At 44.4% G+C, this 16,825-nt stretch carries 16 protein-coding genes and 1 other RNA gene; 7 read left to right on the top strand and 10 right to left on the bottom strand.

Annotation, left to right across the window (positions count from 1 at the left end):
* Positions 1–18: 18 nt before the first annotated feature.
* From R7093_RS09505 to R7093_RS09495, 3 genes are read right to left on the bottom strand one after another with little or no spacing between them, the layout of a single operon-like run.
* Positions 19–1,227, bottom strand: coding sequence for an FAD-dependent 2-octaprenylphenol hydroxylase (locus R7093_RS09505; protein ID WP_047103183.1), 1,209 nt, complete (start codon positions 1,225–1,227; stop codon positions 19–21).
* 31 nt (positions 1,228–1,258) lie between these two features.
* Positions 1,259–2,437: a 2-octaprenyl-6-methoxyphenyl hydroxylase gene (gene ubiH / locus R7093_RS09500; RefSeq protein ID WP_005380974.1), complete on the bottom strand. Its 1,179-nt coding sequence runs from the start codon at positions 2,435–2,437 to the stop codon at positions 1,259–1,261.
* 23 nt (positions 2,438–2,460) lie between these two features.
* A complete protein-coding gene (locus R7093_RS09495) occupies positions 2,461–3,039 on the bottom strand; it encodes a YecA family protein (protein WP_033907447.1) in 579 nt (192 codons plus the stop codon).
* A 249-nt stretch (positions 3,040–3,288) separates the two neighbouring features.
* Here R7093_RS09495 and R7093_RS09490 point away from each other — a divergent pair, with 249 nt between their 5' ends.
* The 5 genes from R7093_RS09490 (at position 3,289) to serA (ending at position 6,612) form a co-directional block, all read left to right on the top strand.
* Positions 3,289–3,597, top strand: coding sequence for a cell division protein ZapA (locus R7093_RS09490; protein ID WP_005384553.1), 309 nt, complete (start codon positions 3,289–3,291; stop codon positions 3,595–3,597).
* A gap of 8 nt (positions 3,598–3,605) precedes the next feature.
* Positions 3,606–3,790: non-coding RNA, 6S RNA (gene ssrS / locus R7093_RS09485), on the top strand.
* Between the two features lie 5 nt (positions 3,791–3,795).
* Positions 3,796–4,395, top strand: coding sequence for a 5-formyltetrahydrofolate cyclo-ligase (locus tag R7093_RS09480; RefSeq protein ID WP_017633556.1), 600 nt, complete (start codon positions 3,796–3,798; stop codon positions 4,393–4,395).
* A gap of 53 nt (positions 4,396–4,448) precedes the next feature.
* On the top strand, positions 4,449–5,105 hold the full coding sequence (rpiA, locus tag R7093_RS09475; protein ID WP_005380982.1) for a ribose-5-phosphate isomerase RpiA: 657 nt from the start codon (positions 4,449–4,451) through the stop codon (positions 5,103–5,105).
* 274 nt (positions 5,106–5,379) lie between these two features.
* A complete protein-coding gene (gene serA, locus R7093_RS09470; RefSeq protein ID WP_017821632.1) occupies positions 5,380–6,612 on the top strand; it encodes a phosphoglycerate dehydrogenase in 1,233 nt (410 codons plus the stop codon).
* 71 nt (positions 6,613–6,683) lie between these two features.
* Here the strand turns inward: serA and R7093_RS09465 are convergent, their stop codons facing one another.
* Complete coding sequence (locus tag R7093_RS09465; RefSeq protein ID WP_005384550.1) at positions 6,684–7,376, bottom strand: oxidative stress defense protein; 693 nt, start codon at positions 7,374–7,376, stop codon at positions 6,684–6,686.
* 207 nt (positions 7,377–7,583) lie between these two features.
* Positions 7,584–8,480 carry a LysR family transcriptional regulator ArgP gene (locus R7093_RS09460; RefSeq protein WP_005380990.1) on the bottom strand — a complete coding sequence of 299 codons (897 nt, stop codon included), beginning with the start codon at positions 8,478–8,480 and terminating at the stop codon, positions 7,584–7,586.
* A 147-nt stretch (positions 8,481–8,627) separates the two neighbouring features.
* On the opposite strand from R7093_RS09460, the gene R7093_RS09455 reads away from it, so the two are divergent.
* Together R7093_RS09455 and R7093_RS09450 are read left to right on the top strand one after the other, a co-directional pair.
* Complete coding sequence (locus R7093_RS09455; protein WP_025998531.1) at positions 8,628–9,257, top strand: LysE/ArgO family amino acid transporter; 630 nt, start codon at positions 8,628–8,630, stop codon at positions 9,255–9,257.
* A 26-nt stretch (positions 9,258–9,283) separates the two neighbouring features.
* Positions 9,284–9,766 carry a YbaK/EbsC family protein gene (locus R7093_RS09450; RefSeq protein WP_318146635.1) on the top strand — a complete coding sequence of 161 codons (483 nt, stop codon included), beginning with the start codon at positions 9,284–9,286 and terminating at the stop codon, positions 9,764–9,766.
* 46 nt (positions 9,767–9,812) lie between these two features.
* On the opposite strand, the gene mscS is transcribed toward R7093_RS09450, so the two are convergent.
* The 5 genes from mscS to R7093_RS09425 all read right to left on the bottom strand — a co-directional run bounded on the left by mscS (position 9,813) and on the right by R7093_RS09425 (position 16,779).
* A complete protein-coding gene (gene mscS / locus R7093_RS09445; RefSeq protein WP_005384548.1) occupies positions 9,813–10,679 on the bottom strand; it encodes a small-conductance mechanosensitive channel MscS in 867 nt (288 codons plus the stop codon).
* Between the two features lie 425 nt (positions 10,680–11,104).
* Positions 11,105–12,181 (bottom strand): class II fructose-bisphosphate aldolase, encoded by a 1,077-nt coding sequence (gene fbaA, locus R7093_RS09440; protein ID WP_005380996.1) that lies wholly within the window; start codon positions 12,179–12,181, stop codon positions 11,105–11,107.
* Positions 12,182–12,335: 154 nt separating this feature from the next.
* On the bottom strand, positions 12,336–13,496 hold the full coding sequence (locus tag R7093_RS09435) for a phosphoglycerate kinase (RefSeq protein ID WP_005384547.1): 1,161 nt from the start codon (positions 13,494–13,496) through the stop codon (positions 12,336–12,338).
* 151 nt (positions 13,497–13,647) lie between these two features.
* Positions 13,648–14,685 (bottom strand): erythrose-4-phosphate dehydrogenase, encoded by a 1,038-nt coding sequence (epd, locus tag R7093_RS09430; protein ID WP_053306782.1) that lies wholly within the window; start codon positions 14,683–14,685, stop codon positions 13,648–13,650.
* A gap of 135 nt (positions 14,686–14,820) precedes the next feature.
* Positions 14,821–16,779: a ligand-gated channel protein gene (locus R7093_RS09425; RefSeq protein WP_005380999.1), complete on the bottom strand. Its 1,959-nt coding sequence runs from the start codon at positions 16,777–16,779 to the stop codon at positions 14,821–14,823.
* Positions 16,780–16,825: the final 46 nt, after the last annotated feature.

The raw sequence follows: 16,825 nt of genomic DNA, 5'->3' as shown, positions 1-16,825 counted from the left end.
TTGAAGTTCGCTTTGCACTTACTGACGCGCCAGATCCGGCAAGTGTCCCTTTAAACCAAGCGCGCGCTTCATGATCTCATCTTTCGCTCCCGGCAGTTGCCCCGCTAAACTTAAGCCAATGCCACGAACGAGCTTCTTAGCTGGGTTCTCGCCAGAGAACAAATCTCGAAACCCTTGCATAGTAGCGATCATCTTTGCCGCTTCCGCTTTTCGCCAACGCTCGTAGCTTCTTAGGTTGCGTTTACTACCGATATCTTGTCCCTGCTTCCAAAGTGCTAACACCTCTTGAGCAAGACTGGCCGCATCTAATAAACCTAAATTCACACCCTGCCCCGCTAATGGATGAATGGTATGAGCTGCATCACCAACCAGCGCGACTCGCTCGACAACAAAATCTCGCGCATAGCGCATTTTCAAAGGAAACGCAGCACGCTCTCCCACTACTTCACATAGACCAAGTCGAGCATCAAACTCACTCGTCAACGCTTTATTGAAATCATGTTCACTCATTGCCACTAACTGCTCTGCTCGATTTGGCTCCGTGGACCAAACAATAGAGCACATATCTGGTTGCGACATTGGCAAAAATGCCAACGGTCCGTGAGGAGTAAATATCTGGCGCGCAATGCTGTTGTGTGGCATGGCAGTTTTGACATTCGCGACCAAAGCATGATGACCATAGTCCCAATGCGTTAATGGAATATCCATTTGATGGCGAAGCCACGAATTCGCCCCATCGGCTCCGACCACTAATTTAGCGGTCATGGCTTGGCCATTATCGAGCGTCAGCCAGCTTTCTTGCTCACCGACCGCGAGAGTCGCGCAACGTGCAGGCATAAACATAGTGACGTTATCGAGCTTTTGGACTTGTTCAAGCAGTGCAAGTTGAATCACACGATTCTCAACAATATGCCCTAAATCAGGTTGTGCCATACTTTGTGCATTAAATTCAATGCTGGCAAAGCTATCTTGTTCCCATACTTCCATGCCATGGTAAGGCGAAACTCGGCGCTGTTCTATGCCCTGCCAAGCACCAAGTTTACGCAAAATCGTCTCACTAGAGCGGCTCAACGCAGACACACGAACATCGGGTAATTCTTTCAACGAATCATCTGGCACTTTACCTTCAATAATGGCGACACGCAGATCACTGTCTTTGAACGCGGCAGCAAGTGCCAACCCAACCATCCCTCCGCCGATGATGGCGATATCTACACTTTGCATCATTGCTTTTTATTACCTAATTCAGTGCGGCCGTTCATCGTTTTACCAAGCCAAGTGTATGGCGTAGTAGCGGCTGCTTAAAAATAGAAAGGTTATCCATCGCTGCTAAGGCAGTATTTCGGCCAATTCGCATCGCGGGTAAATCATTTGAAAAAACATGCACTAAGGCACTGGTTAGCCAAATAGTTTCGCTTCGATCTGCTTCTCTACGTTGACTAAAGCGCATCAGGCCTTGATAAAGACCCACATCCTCACTTTGCTGCACAATTTCTTCTGCTAGTGAGACTACATCGCGAATACCGAGATTAAAGCCTTGTCCAGCTATCGGGTGCAGCGTTTGCGCCGCATTTCCAACAATCGCAAAGCGATGTGAAATATTTTGCTTTCGATGGCGAAGAAGCAATGGGTAACTTGCACGGCGCCCCACTTTTTTCATCGCGCCTAAACGCCAACCAAAATCGTTCTGTAAACGCTGGAGAAATGCTTGATCAGATAACTCAAGAACGGCTTGGGCTTCTTCAGGGTGCAAACACCAAACTAAGGACATTCGATTGTCACTCATTGGCAATAAAGCAACAGGGCCATTCTCAGTAAAACGTTCAAAGGCTCTACCTTGATGAGGTTCTTGAGTCACAATATTGGCAATGACAGCCACTTGTTCAAAATCTTGCTCAGAAAGTTCTAGACCAATTTTCTGACAACAGGTCGAAACAGCACCATCTGCAGCCACCAGCAGTTTTGCTTCAAGTTGCTCACCACTTTTCAACGTCACATGGGTACAGTTTTGCTCGCGCTCGATATCGGTAACGGAGTCAGGACAAAACAGCGTAATTGACTCGCTGCTGTCTAATAATTCTTGATATACACGCCCAACATCGGCTAATTCTACAACATACCCTAGAGCTTCAACCCCAACCTCTTGCTTGGTAATCTCCGTCATCCCAGCATGAGAACGGTCAGAAACGTGGATATGTTCAATGGGTGTGACAAACGGTTCTACTGACGTCCAGAGCTGTAGTTGACGCAACAGATTGACAGTACCGTAAGACAATGCGATTGAGCGAGAGTCAAAACCAGGGTGCATATCTGATTGTGCTTTAAAAGGCTCAACGACGGCAATGCGGAGCTTTCCCTGAGACAAATGGTCAATCGCCAATGCTAACGTTGCACCAGCCATGGCACCACCAGCAATGACTACATCATATTGCTTCATACTAACCTCTGGACGGTCTACGATTAGTGAATAGTAGGTTTTTTGTCGCTGCTTTCAGGACGAACACCAAATTCAGCATGGATCGTTAGTACGCAAGCTTTGATGTGCTCAATCACTTGCTCTAGCAATTGCGCTTGTTCACCAAGATCGTCATCTTCATCGATGCCTAATTTGGCAATCTCTTCTAGGTCAGCCAGTGCTTCTTTAGCGTCATCAGATGCTTTATTAAGCGCAACGCCTGCTAGACCTAGCCCAGAAATAAAGTGGTTTACAAAGTCGGACACACTGTCGGCTAATGCGAATAAGCCTTCTTCGCCCGGCTCATCTGGCAATAATAAAGACAGCTCCATCGACGTGCCAGTTAGTTCATTGACAGTAACAGTGAATACGCTTTGAGCAAAAGCTAGTGCGGTAGAAGGCCAACCCATACCATCATTGGTGTAGTCAAACAGAATAGGCTGCCAAGTTTGATCATTGATCGCCAATCCACCACTTAACATGCCGACAAATAAGCCATGTAACTCCGCCGGTGTTACTGCTAGGCTTGCAGATTGCAGTTCAGCAGCAATAGATTGGTATTCAGGAAGGGTGATTTCACTCATAACTTGGCTCATTCTTGCGTAATAATGTATTGGTATATCCTACCATCAAGGTTAGTGGTCTGAAACGGCTATCAAATTCAATTTTGGACAGCATTTGTTCAATTTGCCCAATTCCTGTGTGATCTCGTCATCATTTCTCTTTCTGTGATGGGAAATGCTTGAATCTTAATAGCGGTTTTCCTATAGTTTGCTCCTCGGTAGTTGTATGAAGCAACACCTTAGATAGCGCGAATATAGAGTTTATTCATCATGAGCAATCAAGCGATCGACGTTGAAATATTAGGCAAACTTACACGAGTGAATTGTCCGACAGGACAAGAAGAGTCTCTTGTTGCAGCGGCAAAAGATCTGGATCGCCGATTGAAAGAAATGAGCGAACGTACTAAGGTAACCAATGAAATCCAACTGCTGACCTTTGCTGCATTGAATATTTGCTATGAGTTGCACACCAAGTCATACGAATCCAATGGTCAACAGCAAGAAATTACTGAGCGAATGGAAAAGCTCACCGCGTCTTTAGAGAACGCACTAAGCAAAGTTACGCAAGGACAGCAGTAAATACAAAATTTACCCTGGGGTGTGCGTCAGCAGGATTTAAGTCCCTGAGCCGATAAGCAATACCTAAGGGTTAGTATTTGGTAACTATTGAGCAAGCTCGGCATGCACCGAGAAGCCTACGGTTGTCATTGCTGATCCGCCTTGAACCAGCTGGTTCAAGGGCCACAATCCTCAACGGCACCCTGGGGTATTCTCTCTATGTCAGACCTCTCTCGACAAGACTTCCGCAAACTGATTCGTGAAAAGCGCAACGCTCTGTGCAGTGATACGCAATACCAAGCGGGAATCGACCTTATTACTCAATTTTCCCAACTTCCTGAAATCGATCAGGCGCAACATATTGCCATCTACCTTTCTGCAGACGGTGAGCTTGATACTAAACCGCTCATTGAATGGTTATGGCAACAGGGAAAATCGGTTTATCTGCCCGTCATCCATCCCTTTTCTAAAGGTCAGTTACTGTTTCTTCAGTATGTAAGTGATGAACAGCTCGTCTACAACAAGTACGGCATCTTAGAGCCCAAGCTCGATATCAGACACCTCAAACCCGTTCGCCAGCTTGATTTAATCTGCACGCCTTTAGTTGGGTTCGACAGTATCGGACACCGCTTAGGCATGGGAGGAGGGTACTACGATCGTACTCTGTCACGTTGGTTTATAACTGGAGAGGGAGCTAAACCTGTTGGTATCGCTCATGACTGCCAACATGTAGAACGCTTACCAATTGAAAGCTGGGACATTCCATTACCTAAGATCGTGACCCCAAGCCAAATATGGCAATGGGAAAGTGACAAGTAAGCCGCTATAATCACGCCCGCAAACGTTAACGAACATCTATTCAGGAGATTGGCATGACTCAAGATGAAATGAAAAAAGCGGCTGGTTGGGCAGCACTAAAATATGTTGAGAAAGGCAGCATTGTCGGTGTTGGTACTGGCTCTACCGTGAATCACTTCATCGATGCACTAGGCACTATCAAAGATGATATTAAAGGTGCAGTGTCTAGCTCTGTCGCTTCAACTGAGCGCCTTAAAGAGCTTGGTATTGAAGTATACGAGTGTAACGATGTAATGAAGCTGGATGTGTATGTTGATGGCGCAGATGAGATCAACCCAGCACGTGAAATGATCAAAGGCGGCGGCGCGGCTCTGACTCGTGAGAAAATTGTCGCAGCAATCTCTGATAAGTTCGTATGTATCGTTGACGGCACTAAAGCAGTTGACGTACTTGGCCAGTTCCCATTGCCTGTTGAAGTAATCCCAATGGCACGCTCTTACGTGGCTCGTGAATTGGTAAAACTAGGTGGTGATCCAGCTTACCGTGAAGGCGTTGTGACTGACAACGGCAACGTGATTCTGGATGTGCACAATATGCAAATTACCAACCCGAAAGAAATGGAAGACAAAATAAACGGCATCGCTGGTGTGGTGACTGTGGGTCTTTTCGCTCATCGTGGTGCTGACGTAGTGATCACTGGCACACCAGAAGGTGCAAAAATTGAAGAATAAATAACAGCCCAAAATGAACCTATCTGGTTCACTTTTCTGTTATTTCATTACATACGGTGCTGCAAGGCACCGTTTTTTATTCCTTTCTATAAGAAAATTATCTCTTATTCCGTAATTTTCTTACCCAAAGCAATTTTTTTTTGTTACTTTATTGAACAGAAGACGCACAGGGAAACGTTTGTCTTCCTACAAAACTGTTAATTATCCCCTTTTTAATAGTTTTGCCCAATGTGCGCCACATTAGCCCACCTTTCCATTTTAAGGACGAGAAAAAATGGCCAAAGTTTCACTGGAAAAAGAAAAGATTAAGATCCTCTTGTTAGAGGGACTCCACCCTTCTTCAGTTGAAGTTCTTCAAGCAGCTGGTTATACCAACATTGAATACCATAAAGGTTCCCTTCCGGAAGAAGAACTAATTGAAGCGGTAAAAGACGTGCACTTCATTGGTATCCGCTCCCGTACGAACCTATCCGAAGAGGTAATCAATGCGGCGAACAAGCTGGTTGCAATTGGCTGTTTTTGTATTGGTACTAACCAAGTAAACCTAGATGCAGCAGCAAAACGCGGTATTCCTGTCTTTAATGCACCATTCTCTAACACTCGAAGCGTGGCAGAGCTTGTACTTGGGCAAATCCTTTTACTAGTGCGTGGTATTCCTGAAAAGAATGCACTTGCACATCGCGGTATTTGGAAGAAAAGTGCAGACAACTCTTACGAAGCTCGTGGTAAGTGCCTTGGCATTATCGGATACGGTCACATTGGTACGCAGCTTGGTATTATTGCCGAAAACTTAGGTATGCGCGTTTACTACTACGATATTGAGAACAAACTGTCCCTTGGTAATGCGACGCAAGTACATACCATGAGTGAACTATTGAACAAATGTGATGTGATTTCTTTGCACGTTCCCGAAACACCGGAAACGAAAAACATGATGGGTGAAGCTGAATTTGCTCGAATGAAACCAGGTTCCATCTTTATCAACGCGGCACGTGGCACCGTTGTGGATATTCCTGCACTTTGCCATAGCTTAGAAGCTGGTCACCTTGCCGGCGCTGCAATTGATGTATTCCCAACTGAACCAAAAACAAATGCTGACCCGTTCGAGTCTCCTTTACAAAAATTCGATAACGTCATTCTCACTCCACACGTTGGTGGTTCAACGCAAGAAGCACAAGAGAATATCGGCTTAGAAGTGGCGGGCAAACTGGCTAAGTACTCTGATAACGGCTCGACACTTTCAAGCGTAAACTTCCCTGAAGTGTCATTGCCAGAACACAGTGGTGAGTGCTCTCGTCTGCTTCATATCCACAAGAACCGTCCTGGTATTCTAACTCAGATCAACACCATCTTTGCTGAAGAAGGCATTAACATTGCCGCGCAGTACCTACAAACAGCCGCTGAAATAGGCTACGTAGTGATCGACGTTGAAACTGAACGAGCAGAAGAAGCTCTAACAAAGCTCAAAAACATTGAAGGCACAATCCGTGCTCGTATCCTTCACTAAACAGTGAAACAGAAACGACAAAGGCAGGGGTTGTAACTCCCTGCCTTTTGCTTTTTACTGTTTGCTAAGCCTTACTTTAGCTTATAAATGACATCGACTTGATCGCGAATGATCATGGTTGAATCTTGGTAGCTATTCGCTCCTTCTTTACTATCCATCGCCATTGAACGCATTAACACAGGCTGAACGTGCATCTGTCTGTAATTGATCTGCCATACATCGCCCAACTTTTTCTCAAAACCAGTCGCTAATGACCCTGCTTTTTCTCTTGCGTCCTTAATCGCAGCCATTCGTGCCTTTTGCTGATACTCGGCTTGGTTGCTTACCTTAAGTTGAATATTATCAACCTGATTAATTCCCGCTTCTAACGCCATATCTAGGTATTGGTTAAGGTTTTTCAGATCCGTCACCGTGACATCAATACTGCGAGATGCTCGATACCCAACAAGTTCTGCTTTTCCTGATTTAGGGTAATGGTACTGAGGAGCAAGGTATAAATTCGAGCTAGTAATATTGTCTTTTGACAAGCCGGCATCCGACAAGCTTTTTAGAAACTCTTCAACGGTTTTATCTACGGACAATTTCGCTTGTTCAGCCGTCATTGTCGTATCGACTACTTTTACAGAAAACGTAGCCATATCAGGTGTGGCCGTCACTTCGCCATACCCCGTTGTCGTAACATGAGCAAACTCTGGCGTATTCGCCAAAACTGAAGCACTGGTAAGGCTGAGTGCTGAAGCCAGCAAAAATGAATACAATTTCATTCAATAAATCCATCCATACAAAATTAAGTACTTAATCTCAGATTCCAACATCACTATCATGGCTGAGAAAGCGTGTGGTTTCATAATAGAAACTTCCGCCGATTATCCAAGCACCCATAGTGACTTCTAACACAACTTTGACTATGTAACATTGGCGTAATTTTTAAACAAAACACACTAAGTTAACGATATGCAGCTCTGACAAACTTATTGAGGTAGATGCTGCTGCGCATACCCCACTATCGCGTGTGAGATTTCTTGTAATACCCCAGTTTCTAACTGCCAGTGGTGCCAATAAATCCGATGGGACATTAAAAAACCTGGAGTCACATCAACCAACACACCTCTGTCTAATTCGTCGGTAATTTGCAAGCGGGGGATCAAGCAATAAGCAACACCAGCTAACGCCACTTTTAGAAACGCTTCAGAACTACTGATGTTGTGATGAATAACGCTGTCAGGATTGACGTTAAAATGCTCGGTAAGAAATGTTTTATGTAGATCATCATATTGGTCATATGAAACGGCCGGTGCTTTTGCCAATGTCTGATTATTTACGCCTTTAGAAAAATAACGCTGATAGAACTCTGGGCTCGCGACACAAACATAATCGATGCGACCTAAATAGTCTGCTCTGCATCCGGGGATTGGCTGGGACTCCAAGCTGATCGCTCCTGTCACTTCGCCACTTTTGAGTTTTTCAATAGAGCGGTATTCACCATAGATAGTCAGTTTTAGTTCAACTTGACGCTGCTTCATAACATTTTGCAGCGCTGGCAGTAGCCATGTTGCAAGGCTATCTGCATTAGTCGCTAAAGAGAGTTGCACAGGTCGCGTACTGGTATCATTTTTTAGTTCGGGGAGAATTTCATGCTCTAGCAAGCGTACTCGCCGATAAAGACCCAACAATTTTTTACCAATTGGCGTTGGCTTAGGTGGCTGGCTTCGAATTAAAACAGGCTGCGCGAGAAACTTCTCTAACTGCTTGATACGTTGAGAAATGGCGGATTGAGAAACAAATAAATGCTCGGCAGCACGCTCAAAGCTACCCTGATAAACTATAGCGTCTAATGCCTCAATCCATTTGTAATCTAACCCTCGCATACCTTTCCTCTCACTCTTGATCAAACGCCTCCCGTTAAATTAGTCTATCTAATGTAAGATTAAAATCATTAATTATACTTATTTAGATAAACGCTTTATCTTTCCCTTTTCTGTAAATGTATTTGTTATTTTGAAGTGAGGTGAAGTGTGAGCTTGTGGGTTCTATTGCAAGGTTTTGGTTTAGGAGCATCAATGATCATTCCGATCGGCGCGCAAAATGCGTATGTTTTGAATCAAGGCATAAAGCGTAACCACCACCTAACAACCGCCACTATTTGTAGCGTGCTAGATATGATTTTCATCTCTCTAGGTATTTTTGGTGGTGGTGCAATTCTGTCTCAAAATGAAATCTTACTGACGTCGGTGACACTTGGTGGTATTGCTTTCTTGAGCTTCTATGGACTGCTCTCACTAAAAAGTGCTTTTAAGCCAGAGAGTGAATCGGAATCAAAAGGGGAGATCGTAGCTCGAGGTCGTCGAACGGTTATTCTAGGTGCGTTAGCCGTCACTGTGCTTAATCCGCACTTATATTTAGATACTGTCGTTATTCTAGGTTCGATCGGTGGACAATTTGAAGGCCATGATCGCATTGCTTTTGCACTAGGTACGATTATGGCTTCCTTTGTTTGGTTCTACACTTTATCGATAGGAGCAGCCAAACTAGGTCCAACACTCTCTAAACCAAAAGTGAAAAAAACCATCGACATTGCAATCGCAATGATGATGTTCACAATCGCATATATCTTAGCGAGTGAGCTTATTGATAAGTATTGGTAATCACCAGGTAGTAAGGCAGCAAAGACATGGAGTCACTAAAACGTATTTATAACAACAATAGAGAGCGATTCAACGCGCTCTCTATTCCTGTTCGGGAATGGCAGCACGAAGCCATCTTAGACTTTGAGACAGATATACGCATTGCGAGAGAGCTTGGTTGGAAGGGTACGCATACCAAAAGCCTCTTTTTAACACTCAAAGGACAAGGTTACGCGGTTTATCTGACAGATAAGGACTCGCGCCTCGATGCCAAGCAGATTAAAGCGATTACAGGTAAACGTCCCTCTATTTGTAATGACGATGAAATGGTCGAAGTGTTAGGTTGCGTACCCGGCGCGGTTTGCCCAATAGGCTTACCGGAATACATCACTATCATTGTTGATACCAATCTCTATCAACATCAAGAGTTGCTCTATACGCCTGGCTTACCTGAGTTCACATTTGGATTTGCAGGTAAACATCTAAAACGCCTCTTACTTGCTGGTCATCACACCCTTTACGAAATATAAAAAAGCGAGGCTATTGGCCTCGCTTTTGAATATCGACTGCTTTTGATTAAGCGTCGACTTTGTTCAGGTGAACATCCATTTGTGGGAATGGAATCTCGATACCATTTTCATCCAATGCTTCTTTAATACCTTGCATTGCATCAAAGTATACGCCCCAGTAATCTGCAGTTTTCACCCATGGACGAACCACAAAGTTAACTGAAGAGTCTGCTAACGTAAGTACACCAATTGTGATATCTGGGTCTTTCAAGATACGTGGATCTTTCTCTAGCGTCTCACGAATCACTTTCTTGGTTAGTTTAAGGTCTGCTTTGTATGAAACACCAATCACTAGGTCGACACGTCGTGTCGCATGGCGAGAGTAGTTAGTAATGGCACCGCCGATAACTGAAGAGTTAGGCACAACAACCATTTTGTTATCTGGTGTTTTTAGAACGGTTTGGAAGATTTGAATTGCTTCAACACTACCCGCTACACCACCGATTTCTACGTAGTCGCCTGATTTGAATGGACGGAACGCAACAATAAGTACGCCTGCTGCAAAGTTTGATAGTGAACCTTGTAGTGCAAGACCAACAGCAAGACCTGCCGCACCAATCACAGCAACAACAGAAGCGGTTTGAACTCCTAATCGACCAAGAGCCGCGATTAGCACGATTACAAATAGCAAGTAACGAACAAGACCGTGAATAAATTCAACGACGGCCTTATCCATGTTTTTCTTTTCTAGTACTTTAGAAACACTACCAGCGACTGCCTTAACGATAAGATTACCGATAAACAGAATAAGCACCGCAGAGATAATGTTCACACCGTACTGAACCAGTAGATCTGAATTGTTTGTCAGCCAAGTTTCAGCCTGAGTTAGACCATCCGTTAAAGTGGTATCGATACCCACCGATTCACCTGCCATAATTCTTATCCTCAAAAATAAAGAGATATAAATCCAATTGCCGTTAATTTATGAACCTTGTTTTTTAAAGGCTCTTTTCTAAAACAACATCCCTATTGCTCCACTGAACAGTGTCAGATTTTTGGCACAATATCCCAACTCTGACTTTTTTCAAAGTCAGAGTTTCGCAAAGATATGCAAAACAAGACTTTATCAGAGCTTTCTGACACTGACTTGTTACAGGTTACGCAATGCACTCTGATTTCGCCACTCTTAAGACTGATATTCCCATGTTTTCTTTAAAAAAAACGTTAAAGGTGAGATATCTCACTAGCAAATACAACCTAACGCATAAAAATATCGGGAGAAAGCAGAGGGGAAGAAAATGATAGATATAAAAAAACCCGCTCAAAGAGCGGGTTTTTAAGTAACTTAATCAGTAACGATTATAGTACGTCAACTGCGTTAAGGTCAGCAAATGCTTGCTCTAGACGAGTAACCATTGAAGCTTGGCCTGCACGTAGCCATACGCGTGGATCGTAGTACTTCTTGTTTGGTGCATCTTCACCAGTTGGGTTACCGATCTGACCTTGTAGGTAATCGTGGTTTTCAGCTTCGAACTTACGGATACCATCCCAAGTAGCCCACTGTGTATCAGTATCGATGTTCATTTTGATTACACCGTAGCCGATAGATTCACGGATTTCTTCTAGAGAAGAACCTGAACCACCGTGGAATACGAAGTTTAGAGAGTTCGCTGGAAGACCGAATTTCTCAGAAACGTGCGCTTGAGAATCACGTAGGATAGTTGGAGTTAGTACAACGTTACCTGGCTTGTATACGCCGTGTACGTTACCGAAAGATGCTGCGATAGTGAAACGGTGGCTGATTGCGCTTAGTTTCTCGTATGCGTATGCAACGTCTTCTGGAGAAGTGTATAGCTCAGACGCATCCATATCAGAGTTGTCAACGCCGTCTTCTTCACCACCAGTACAACCTAGTTCGATTTCTAGAGTCATGTTCATTTTAGCCATGCGCTCTAGGTACTTAGCAGAAATTTCGATGTTCTCTTCTAGAGACTCTTCAGAAAGGTCGATCATGTGAGAAGAGAATAGTGGCTTACCAGTTTGCGCGAAGTACTCTTCACCAGCGTCTAGTAGACCGTCGATCCAAGGAAGTAGTTTCTTAGCTGCGTGGTCAGTGTGTAGGATTACTGGAACACCGTAAGCTTCAGCTACAGCGTGAACGTATTTCGCACCAGCAACAGCACCTAGGATTTGAGCTTCTTGACCTTCAAGTTTTAGACCTTTACCAGCAAAGAAAGCAGCGCCACCGTTAGAGAACTGAACGATAACTGGAGCTTTAACTTTTGCAGCTGCTTCAAGTACTGCGTTTACAGAGTCAGTACCCACACAGTTTACTGCTGGAAGTGCAAAGCTGTTTTCTTTTGCAACTTCAAATACTTTCTGAACGTCATCGCCAGAGATAACACCTGGTTTTACGAAGTCGAAGATCTTAGACATGGATGTAATCCTATTTATCTGTCGTTTTTAAACAAAACTTGTTAAGTTGAAAATCTTGCAAACGTTTGCTCACAACTGAGGCTATTCTAGCAGAGTTCCTCACACGTTGCAGCAAACAAGAAAGCGGGAGAATCACTCCCCCGCTTTGCTTTAATTACTTAGCGCGTGCTTCTAGCATTTCTACTGCTGGAAGAACTTTACCTTCTACGAACTCAAGGAAAGCGCCGCCGCCAGTAGAGATGTAAGATACATCCGCTTTGATACCGAACTTGTCGATAGCCGCTAGCGTGTCACCACCGCCTGCAACAGAGAAGCCTTCAGAAGCTGCGATAGCTTCAGAGATACCTTTAGTACCTGCTTCGAAGTTCTTGAATTCGAATACGCCTACTGGACCGTTCCATAGGATAGTCTTAGCGTTTTTAAGGATTTCAGCTAGTTCAGCAGTTGAATCTGGACCAAGGTCGAAGATCATGTCGTCGTCTTGTACTTCAGAAACGTGCTTGATTTCAGCTTCTGCGTTCTCGTCAAATGCTTTCGCACATGCAACGTCAGTTGCTACTGGAATTGCACACTCGTCCATTAGCTTCTTAGCTGTTTCAACTAGGTCTGCTTCGTATAGAGACTTACCAACGTTGTGGCCAGCAGCTGCGATGAATGTGTTAGCAATACCACCACCAACAACGAGTTGGTCAGCGATTTTAGATAGAGACTCAAGAACAGTTAGCTTAGTAGAAACTTTTGAACCACCTACGATAGCAACCATTGGACGAGCTGGCTTGTCCATTGCTTTGCCTAGCGCTTCTAGTTCGTTTGCTAGTAGAGGACCAGCACATGCTACGTCTGCGTGCATGCCAACGCCGTGAGTAGATGCTTGAGCACGGTGAGCCGTACCGAATGCGTCCATTACGAATACGTCACATAGTGCTGCATATTTCTTAGATAGCTCTTCGTCGTTTTTCTTTTCGCCTTTGTTGAAGCGAACGTTTTCAAGAACAACAAGTTCACCCGCATTTAGCTCTAGGCCATCTAGGTAGTCTTTTGCTAGCTTCACTTCGCAATCTAGTGCGTCGTTTAGGTAGTTAACAACTGGTTGTAGAGAGAACTCTTCAGCGTATTCACCTTCAGTTGGGCGACCTAGGTGAGACGTAACCATTACTTTAGCGCCTGCTTCTAGGCAGTGCTTAATAGTTGGAAGAGATGCGATGATACGTGCATCCGAAGTTACTTTACCGTCTTTTACTGGCACGTTTAGGTCAGCACGGATAAATACACGTTTACCTGCAAGATCCAGGTCAGTCATCTTGATTACAGACATGATGTGTCCTCTCAAATATTTAATAATTAAAGTTTTTGAAAACTCGGCAACCCTGCCAAGCCTGTTAATTCTTCAAACTGGTTATAGATATGGAGATATTATGGATTTATTTCAAGGCTTGAAATAAAAATTCTCCATCACTTCTTCGTCATTACTGTTCCACTTGCGAAGAAGCTTGCATTGCTAAGGCAGTATCCAGCATCCGGTTAGCAAAGCCCCATTCGTTGTCGCACCAAACGAGCATTTTTACGAGTTGCCCGTTACTCACTCTAGTCTGGCTTCCATCCACAATCGCACTATGGGGGTCGTGGTTAAAGTCGATGGAAACGAGTGGCGATTCAGTATAGTCAACAATGTTACGTAATGTACACTGAGATGCGTTAACAATGGTTTGATTTACGTCATTAACTTTCACATTTGTACTAATTGTGACACTTAAATCCATTGCAGTGACGTTAACCGTTGGAACACGAACAGAAATTGCTTCGAATTTGTTGGAAAATTTCGGGAAGATTCTTTCAATCCCCTTATGCAACTTAGTGTCCACCGGAATAATAGATTGGCTTGCAGCGCGGGTACGGCGTAAGTCGTTATGATACGCATCAATTACTTGTTGATCGTTCATGGACGAATGAATTGTGGTAATGGTGCCAGACTCTATGCCGAAGGCTTCGTCTAATACTTTAATGATGGGAACGATACAGTTGGTGGTGCAAGAGCCATTGGAGACAACACGGTGCTCGTCTTTCAGAGTTTCGTGGTTCACGCCATAGATAATCGTATTATCTAGGTCGTTTGCGCCCGGGTGCGAAAACAGTACTTTCTTAGCGCCAGCTTCTATATGCGCTTGCCCATCGGCTTGCGAACCAAATACGCCAGTGCAATCCAAGACGATATCAACTTCTAAATCACGCCAAGGAAGTAATTCGATTTCGGAGAGGTGGAGAATGCGAATGGAATCATATTCACCGCTGTCATGATGAACATGCAAATGTTCTTGGTCATGGGAAATTTTTTTACCAAAGCGACCATGACTGGTGTCATATTGCAGTAGGTGTGCCATCGCCTCTGGCTGAGCTAGTTCGTTAACCACCACAACCTTGATCTGCTGGTGTTTTCCACTTTCATACACCGCTCGCAGAACATTACGACCTATACGTCCAAATCCATTGATCGCAACCTTTAGCATTTATCCTTCGCCCTACCAAAAATTTCGTGTCACAGATACTACCTGATCAGGCTGACAAACGCACCTGTTGAATCAAAGTAAAGCAGGATTAAAAAAGGTCGAGACTATGCTCGACCTTATTACAACGATAGATAATTAAAATGCGACGTCTAAACCTAACCAGTAGCGACGACCATCTTCAATATATCCGTATTCTTCGTAACTGATTTCCTCGTCCAGCAAGTTATAGATAGCGCCTTTAATACGAGTATTGTCGGTTAACTGGTATGTCACACCGGCGTCCACAAAGGTATAAGCTGGTTCTACAATACTGTTTCTTGATGGGCCAGTAACCGGATCCATTTCTTTACCTCGGTACGTGACTTTCGCCCAGCTCTCTAGATCTGTTGTCGTTTGCCAAGTCACATCCACATTAAACAGATGCTTTGGTAACTGCTGCAGCGGCATGCCTTTGTATTCACCTGTTTTTTGCTCTGAGTCGGTAAATGTGTAGCTCGAGCTAAGGTAAATGGTTTCCGTTAACGGCGATGCTAAGGTCGCTTCAATACCTTGTGTGACGGCTTCATCCACGTTAATACGGTACGTTGGATCTGCGCCCCATTGGTTTGGACCATCAGTACAGATAGTGTCTGGACAAACAACACGTGTGATCTTGTCTTTGAATTCGTTATGGAACGCTGTCAAAGAGACATCTAAGCCAGAATCACCTTGATACAAGACGCTGATTTCTTTGTTTAGCGACGTTTCAGGGTCAAGATCTGGGTTACCGTAGATATTACCGCCACCACTGACTTGCGCCCAGCCAGGAGTAATTTCACGTAATTGTGGAGAACGGAAACCTGTTGCCACACCGCCTTTCACCGTCCAAGACGGATCAACTCGCCATACACCGTAAACACGCGGACTAAAGTGCGCGCCATAGTTTTCGTCATGATCTAGACGACCACCAAGCGTAACGCTAAACGGATCGGCGATTCTCCATTCATCTTCAATGAAAACAGCCCACTGCGTATTCGATGTTTCAGTCTTCGATGACGCTTTGTTGGAGGTGAAATCCTCAAGCTCTGCATGAGTGGCGTCCACACCCGTCGTCAACGTATGGTTTCCGATACCAGTCACCAAGCTCGATTTGAACGTGGTGTTGGTGATCGTCATCTCACGAGATTTGTTCTCGCTCTCTTCTCGCTGTAAGTAAGTATCTGAAATGCCAATCGAATCCCAATCACCGTTGTGGCTTACCGTTACGTAATTACGACGATATTCATTCAGTGAGTCTTCACACCCACCACGACACCCAGTGGTCGGCACTGAAAGGCCCACATTACCACGACGACTTTGTGCCGACGTGCCACCTTCTAATTGCACCGAATGGCGCTCATTAATCTGGTAAGTCAGTTTTGAAGAGATACTCTGCATATCTTTATCTTCATAACCGTATTCGATGTCATCTTCTTCTCTGGTTGTGTACTGACCATATACTTGGAGAGATAAATTTTCAGCCAACGGACCATTAACGAAAAAGTTCGCGCTCTGCTCTCCCCCTGAGCGGCTATTCTCTTGTAGTACCGTGCCCAGTTGAACATTACCTGTCCACTCTAGCGCATCTTTTCGTGTGATGACGTTAATCACACCACCAATCGCATCAGAACCGTAAAGCGTCGACATTGGGCCACGAATAACTTCGATTCGCTCAATCGCTTGAAGAGGAGGTAACCAACCTTGTTCGATACCAGGACCGTCACTATTTGGACGAGTTTCACGCGTGCTTTGACGTTTACCGTCGACCAGTATCAAAGTGTATTTAGAACCCATACCACGGATACTAATGTCGGTGGTATCACCACCACCTGTCACGACAACACCTGGCACACTTTTTAGTGCATCAGTCACATCGCGGTAATAACGGGAGTCCAACTCCTCACGTGAAATAACACTAATACTTGCAGGCGCGTCCGCTTGAGATTGCTCGTAGCTTGATGCAGTTACAACCACTGTTTCCATTTTAGAAACTGCATCATTGGCAAAAACATGAGGGACACTGACGAAGGCTAAAATACCAGTTGCGGTAATAACTGGCAGTCTAAGAGTAGACATCTACATCTCCATAATTGATAATGATTATTATTTTCGAAAGTGAATT

This window comes from Vibrio sp. 1580, assembly GCF_033340055.1.
Note: the sequence above shows the minus strand (reverse complement) of the source record. Positions and strands in the feature narration are given on the sequence as shown.

What these genes read in the sequence shown, in the direction of transcription:
- R7093_RS09505 (WP_047103183.1), bottom strand. Translation starts at nt 1,227, where the DNA reads ATGATGCAAAGTGTAGATATCGCCATCATCGGCGGAGGGATGGTTGGG.
- R7093_RS09465 (WP_005384550.1), bottom strand. Translation starts at nt 7,376, where the DNA reads ATGAAATTGTATTCATTTTTGCTGGCTTCAGCACTCAGCCTTACCAGT.
- R7093_RS09460 (WP_005380990.1), bottom strand. Translation starts at nt 8,480, where the DNA reads ATGCGAGGGTTAGATTACAAATGGATTGAGGCATTAGACGCTATAGTT.
- R7093_RS09435 (WP_005384547.1), bottom strand. Translation starts at nt 13,496, where the DNA reads ATGTCTGTAATCAAGATGACTGACCTGGATCTTGCAGGTAAACGTGTA.
- serA (WP_017821632.1), top strand. Translation starts at nt 5,380, where the DNA reads ATGGCCAAAGTTTCACTGGAAAAAGAAAAGATTAAGATCCTCTTGTTA.
- epd (WP_053306782.1), bottom strand. Translation starts at nt 14,685, where the DNA reads ATGCTAAAGGTTGCGATCAATGGATTTGGACGTATAGGTCGTAATGTT.
- R7093_RS09450 (WP_318146635.1), top strand. Translation starts at nt 9,284, where the DNA reads ATGGAGTCACTAAAACGTATTTATAACAACAATAGAGAGCGATTCAAC.
- fbaA (WP_005380996.1), bottom strand. Translation starts at nt 12,181, where the DNA reads ATGTCTAAGATCTTCGACTTCGTAAAACCAGGTGTTATCTCTGGCGAT.
- mscS (WP_005384548.1), bottom strand. Translation starts at nt 10,679, where the DNA reads ATGGCAGGTGAATCGGTGGGTATCGATACCACTTTAACGGATGGTCTA.
- R7093_RS09495 (WP_033907447.1), bottom strand. Translation starts at nt 3,039, where the DNA reads ATGAGTGAAATCACCCTTCCTGAATACCAATCTATTGCTGCTGAACTG.
- R7093_RS09490 (WP_005384553.1), top strand. Translation starts at nt 3,289, where the DNA reads ATGAGCAATCAAGCGATCGACGTTGAAATATTAGGCAAACTTACACGA.
- rpiA (WP_005380982.1), top strand. Translation starts at nt 4,449, where the DNA reads ATGACTCAAGATGAAATGAAAAAAGCGGCTGGTTGGGCAGCACTAAAA.
- ubiH (WP_005380974.1), bottom strand. Translation starts at nt 2,437, where the DNA reads ATGAAGCAATATGATGTAGTCATTGCTGGTGGTGCCATGGCTGGTGCA.
- R7093_RS09480 (WP_017633556.1), top strand. Translation starts at nt 3,796, where the DNA reads ATGTCAGACCTCTCTCGACAAGACTTCCGCAAACTGATTCGTGAAAAG.
- R7093_RS09425 (WP_005380999.1), bottom strand. Translation starts at nt 16,779, where the DNA reads ATGTCTACTCTTAGACTGCCAGTTATTACCGCAACTGGTATTTTAGCC.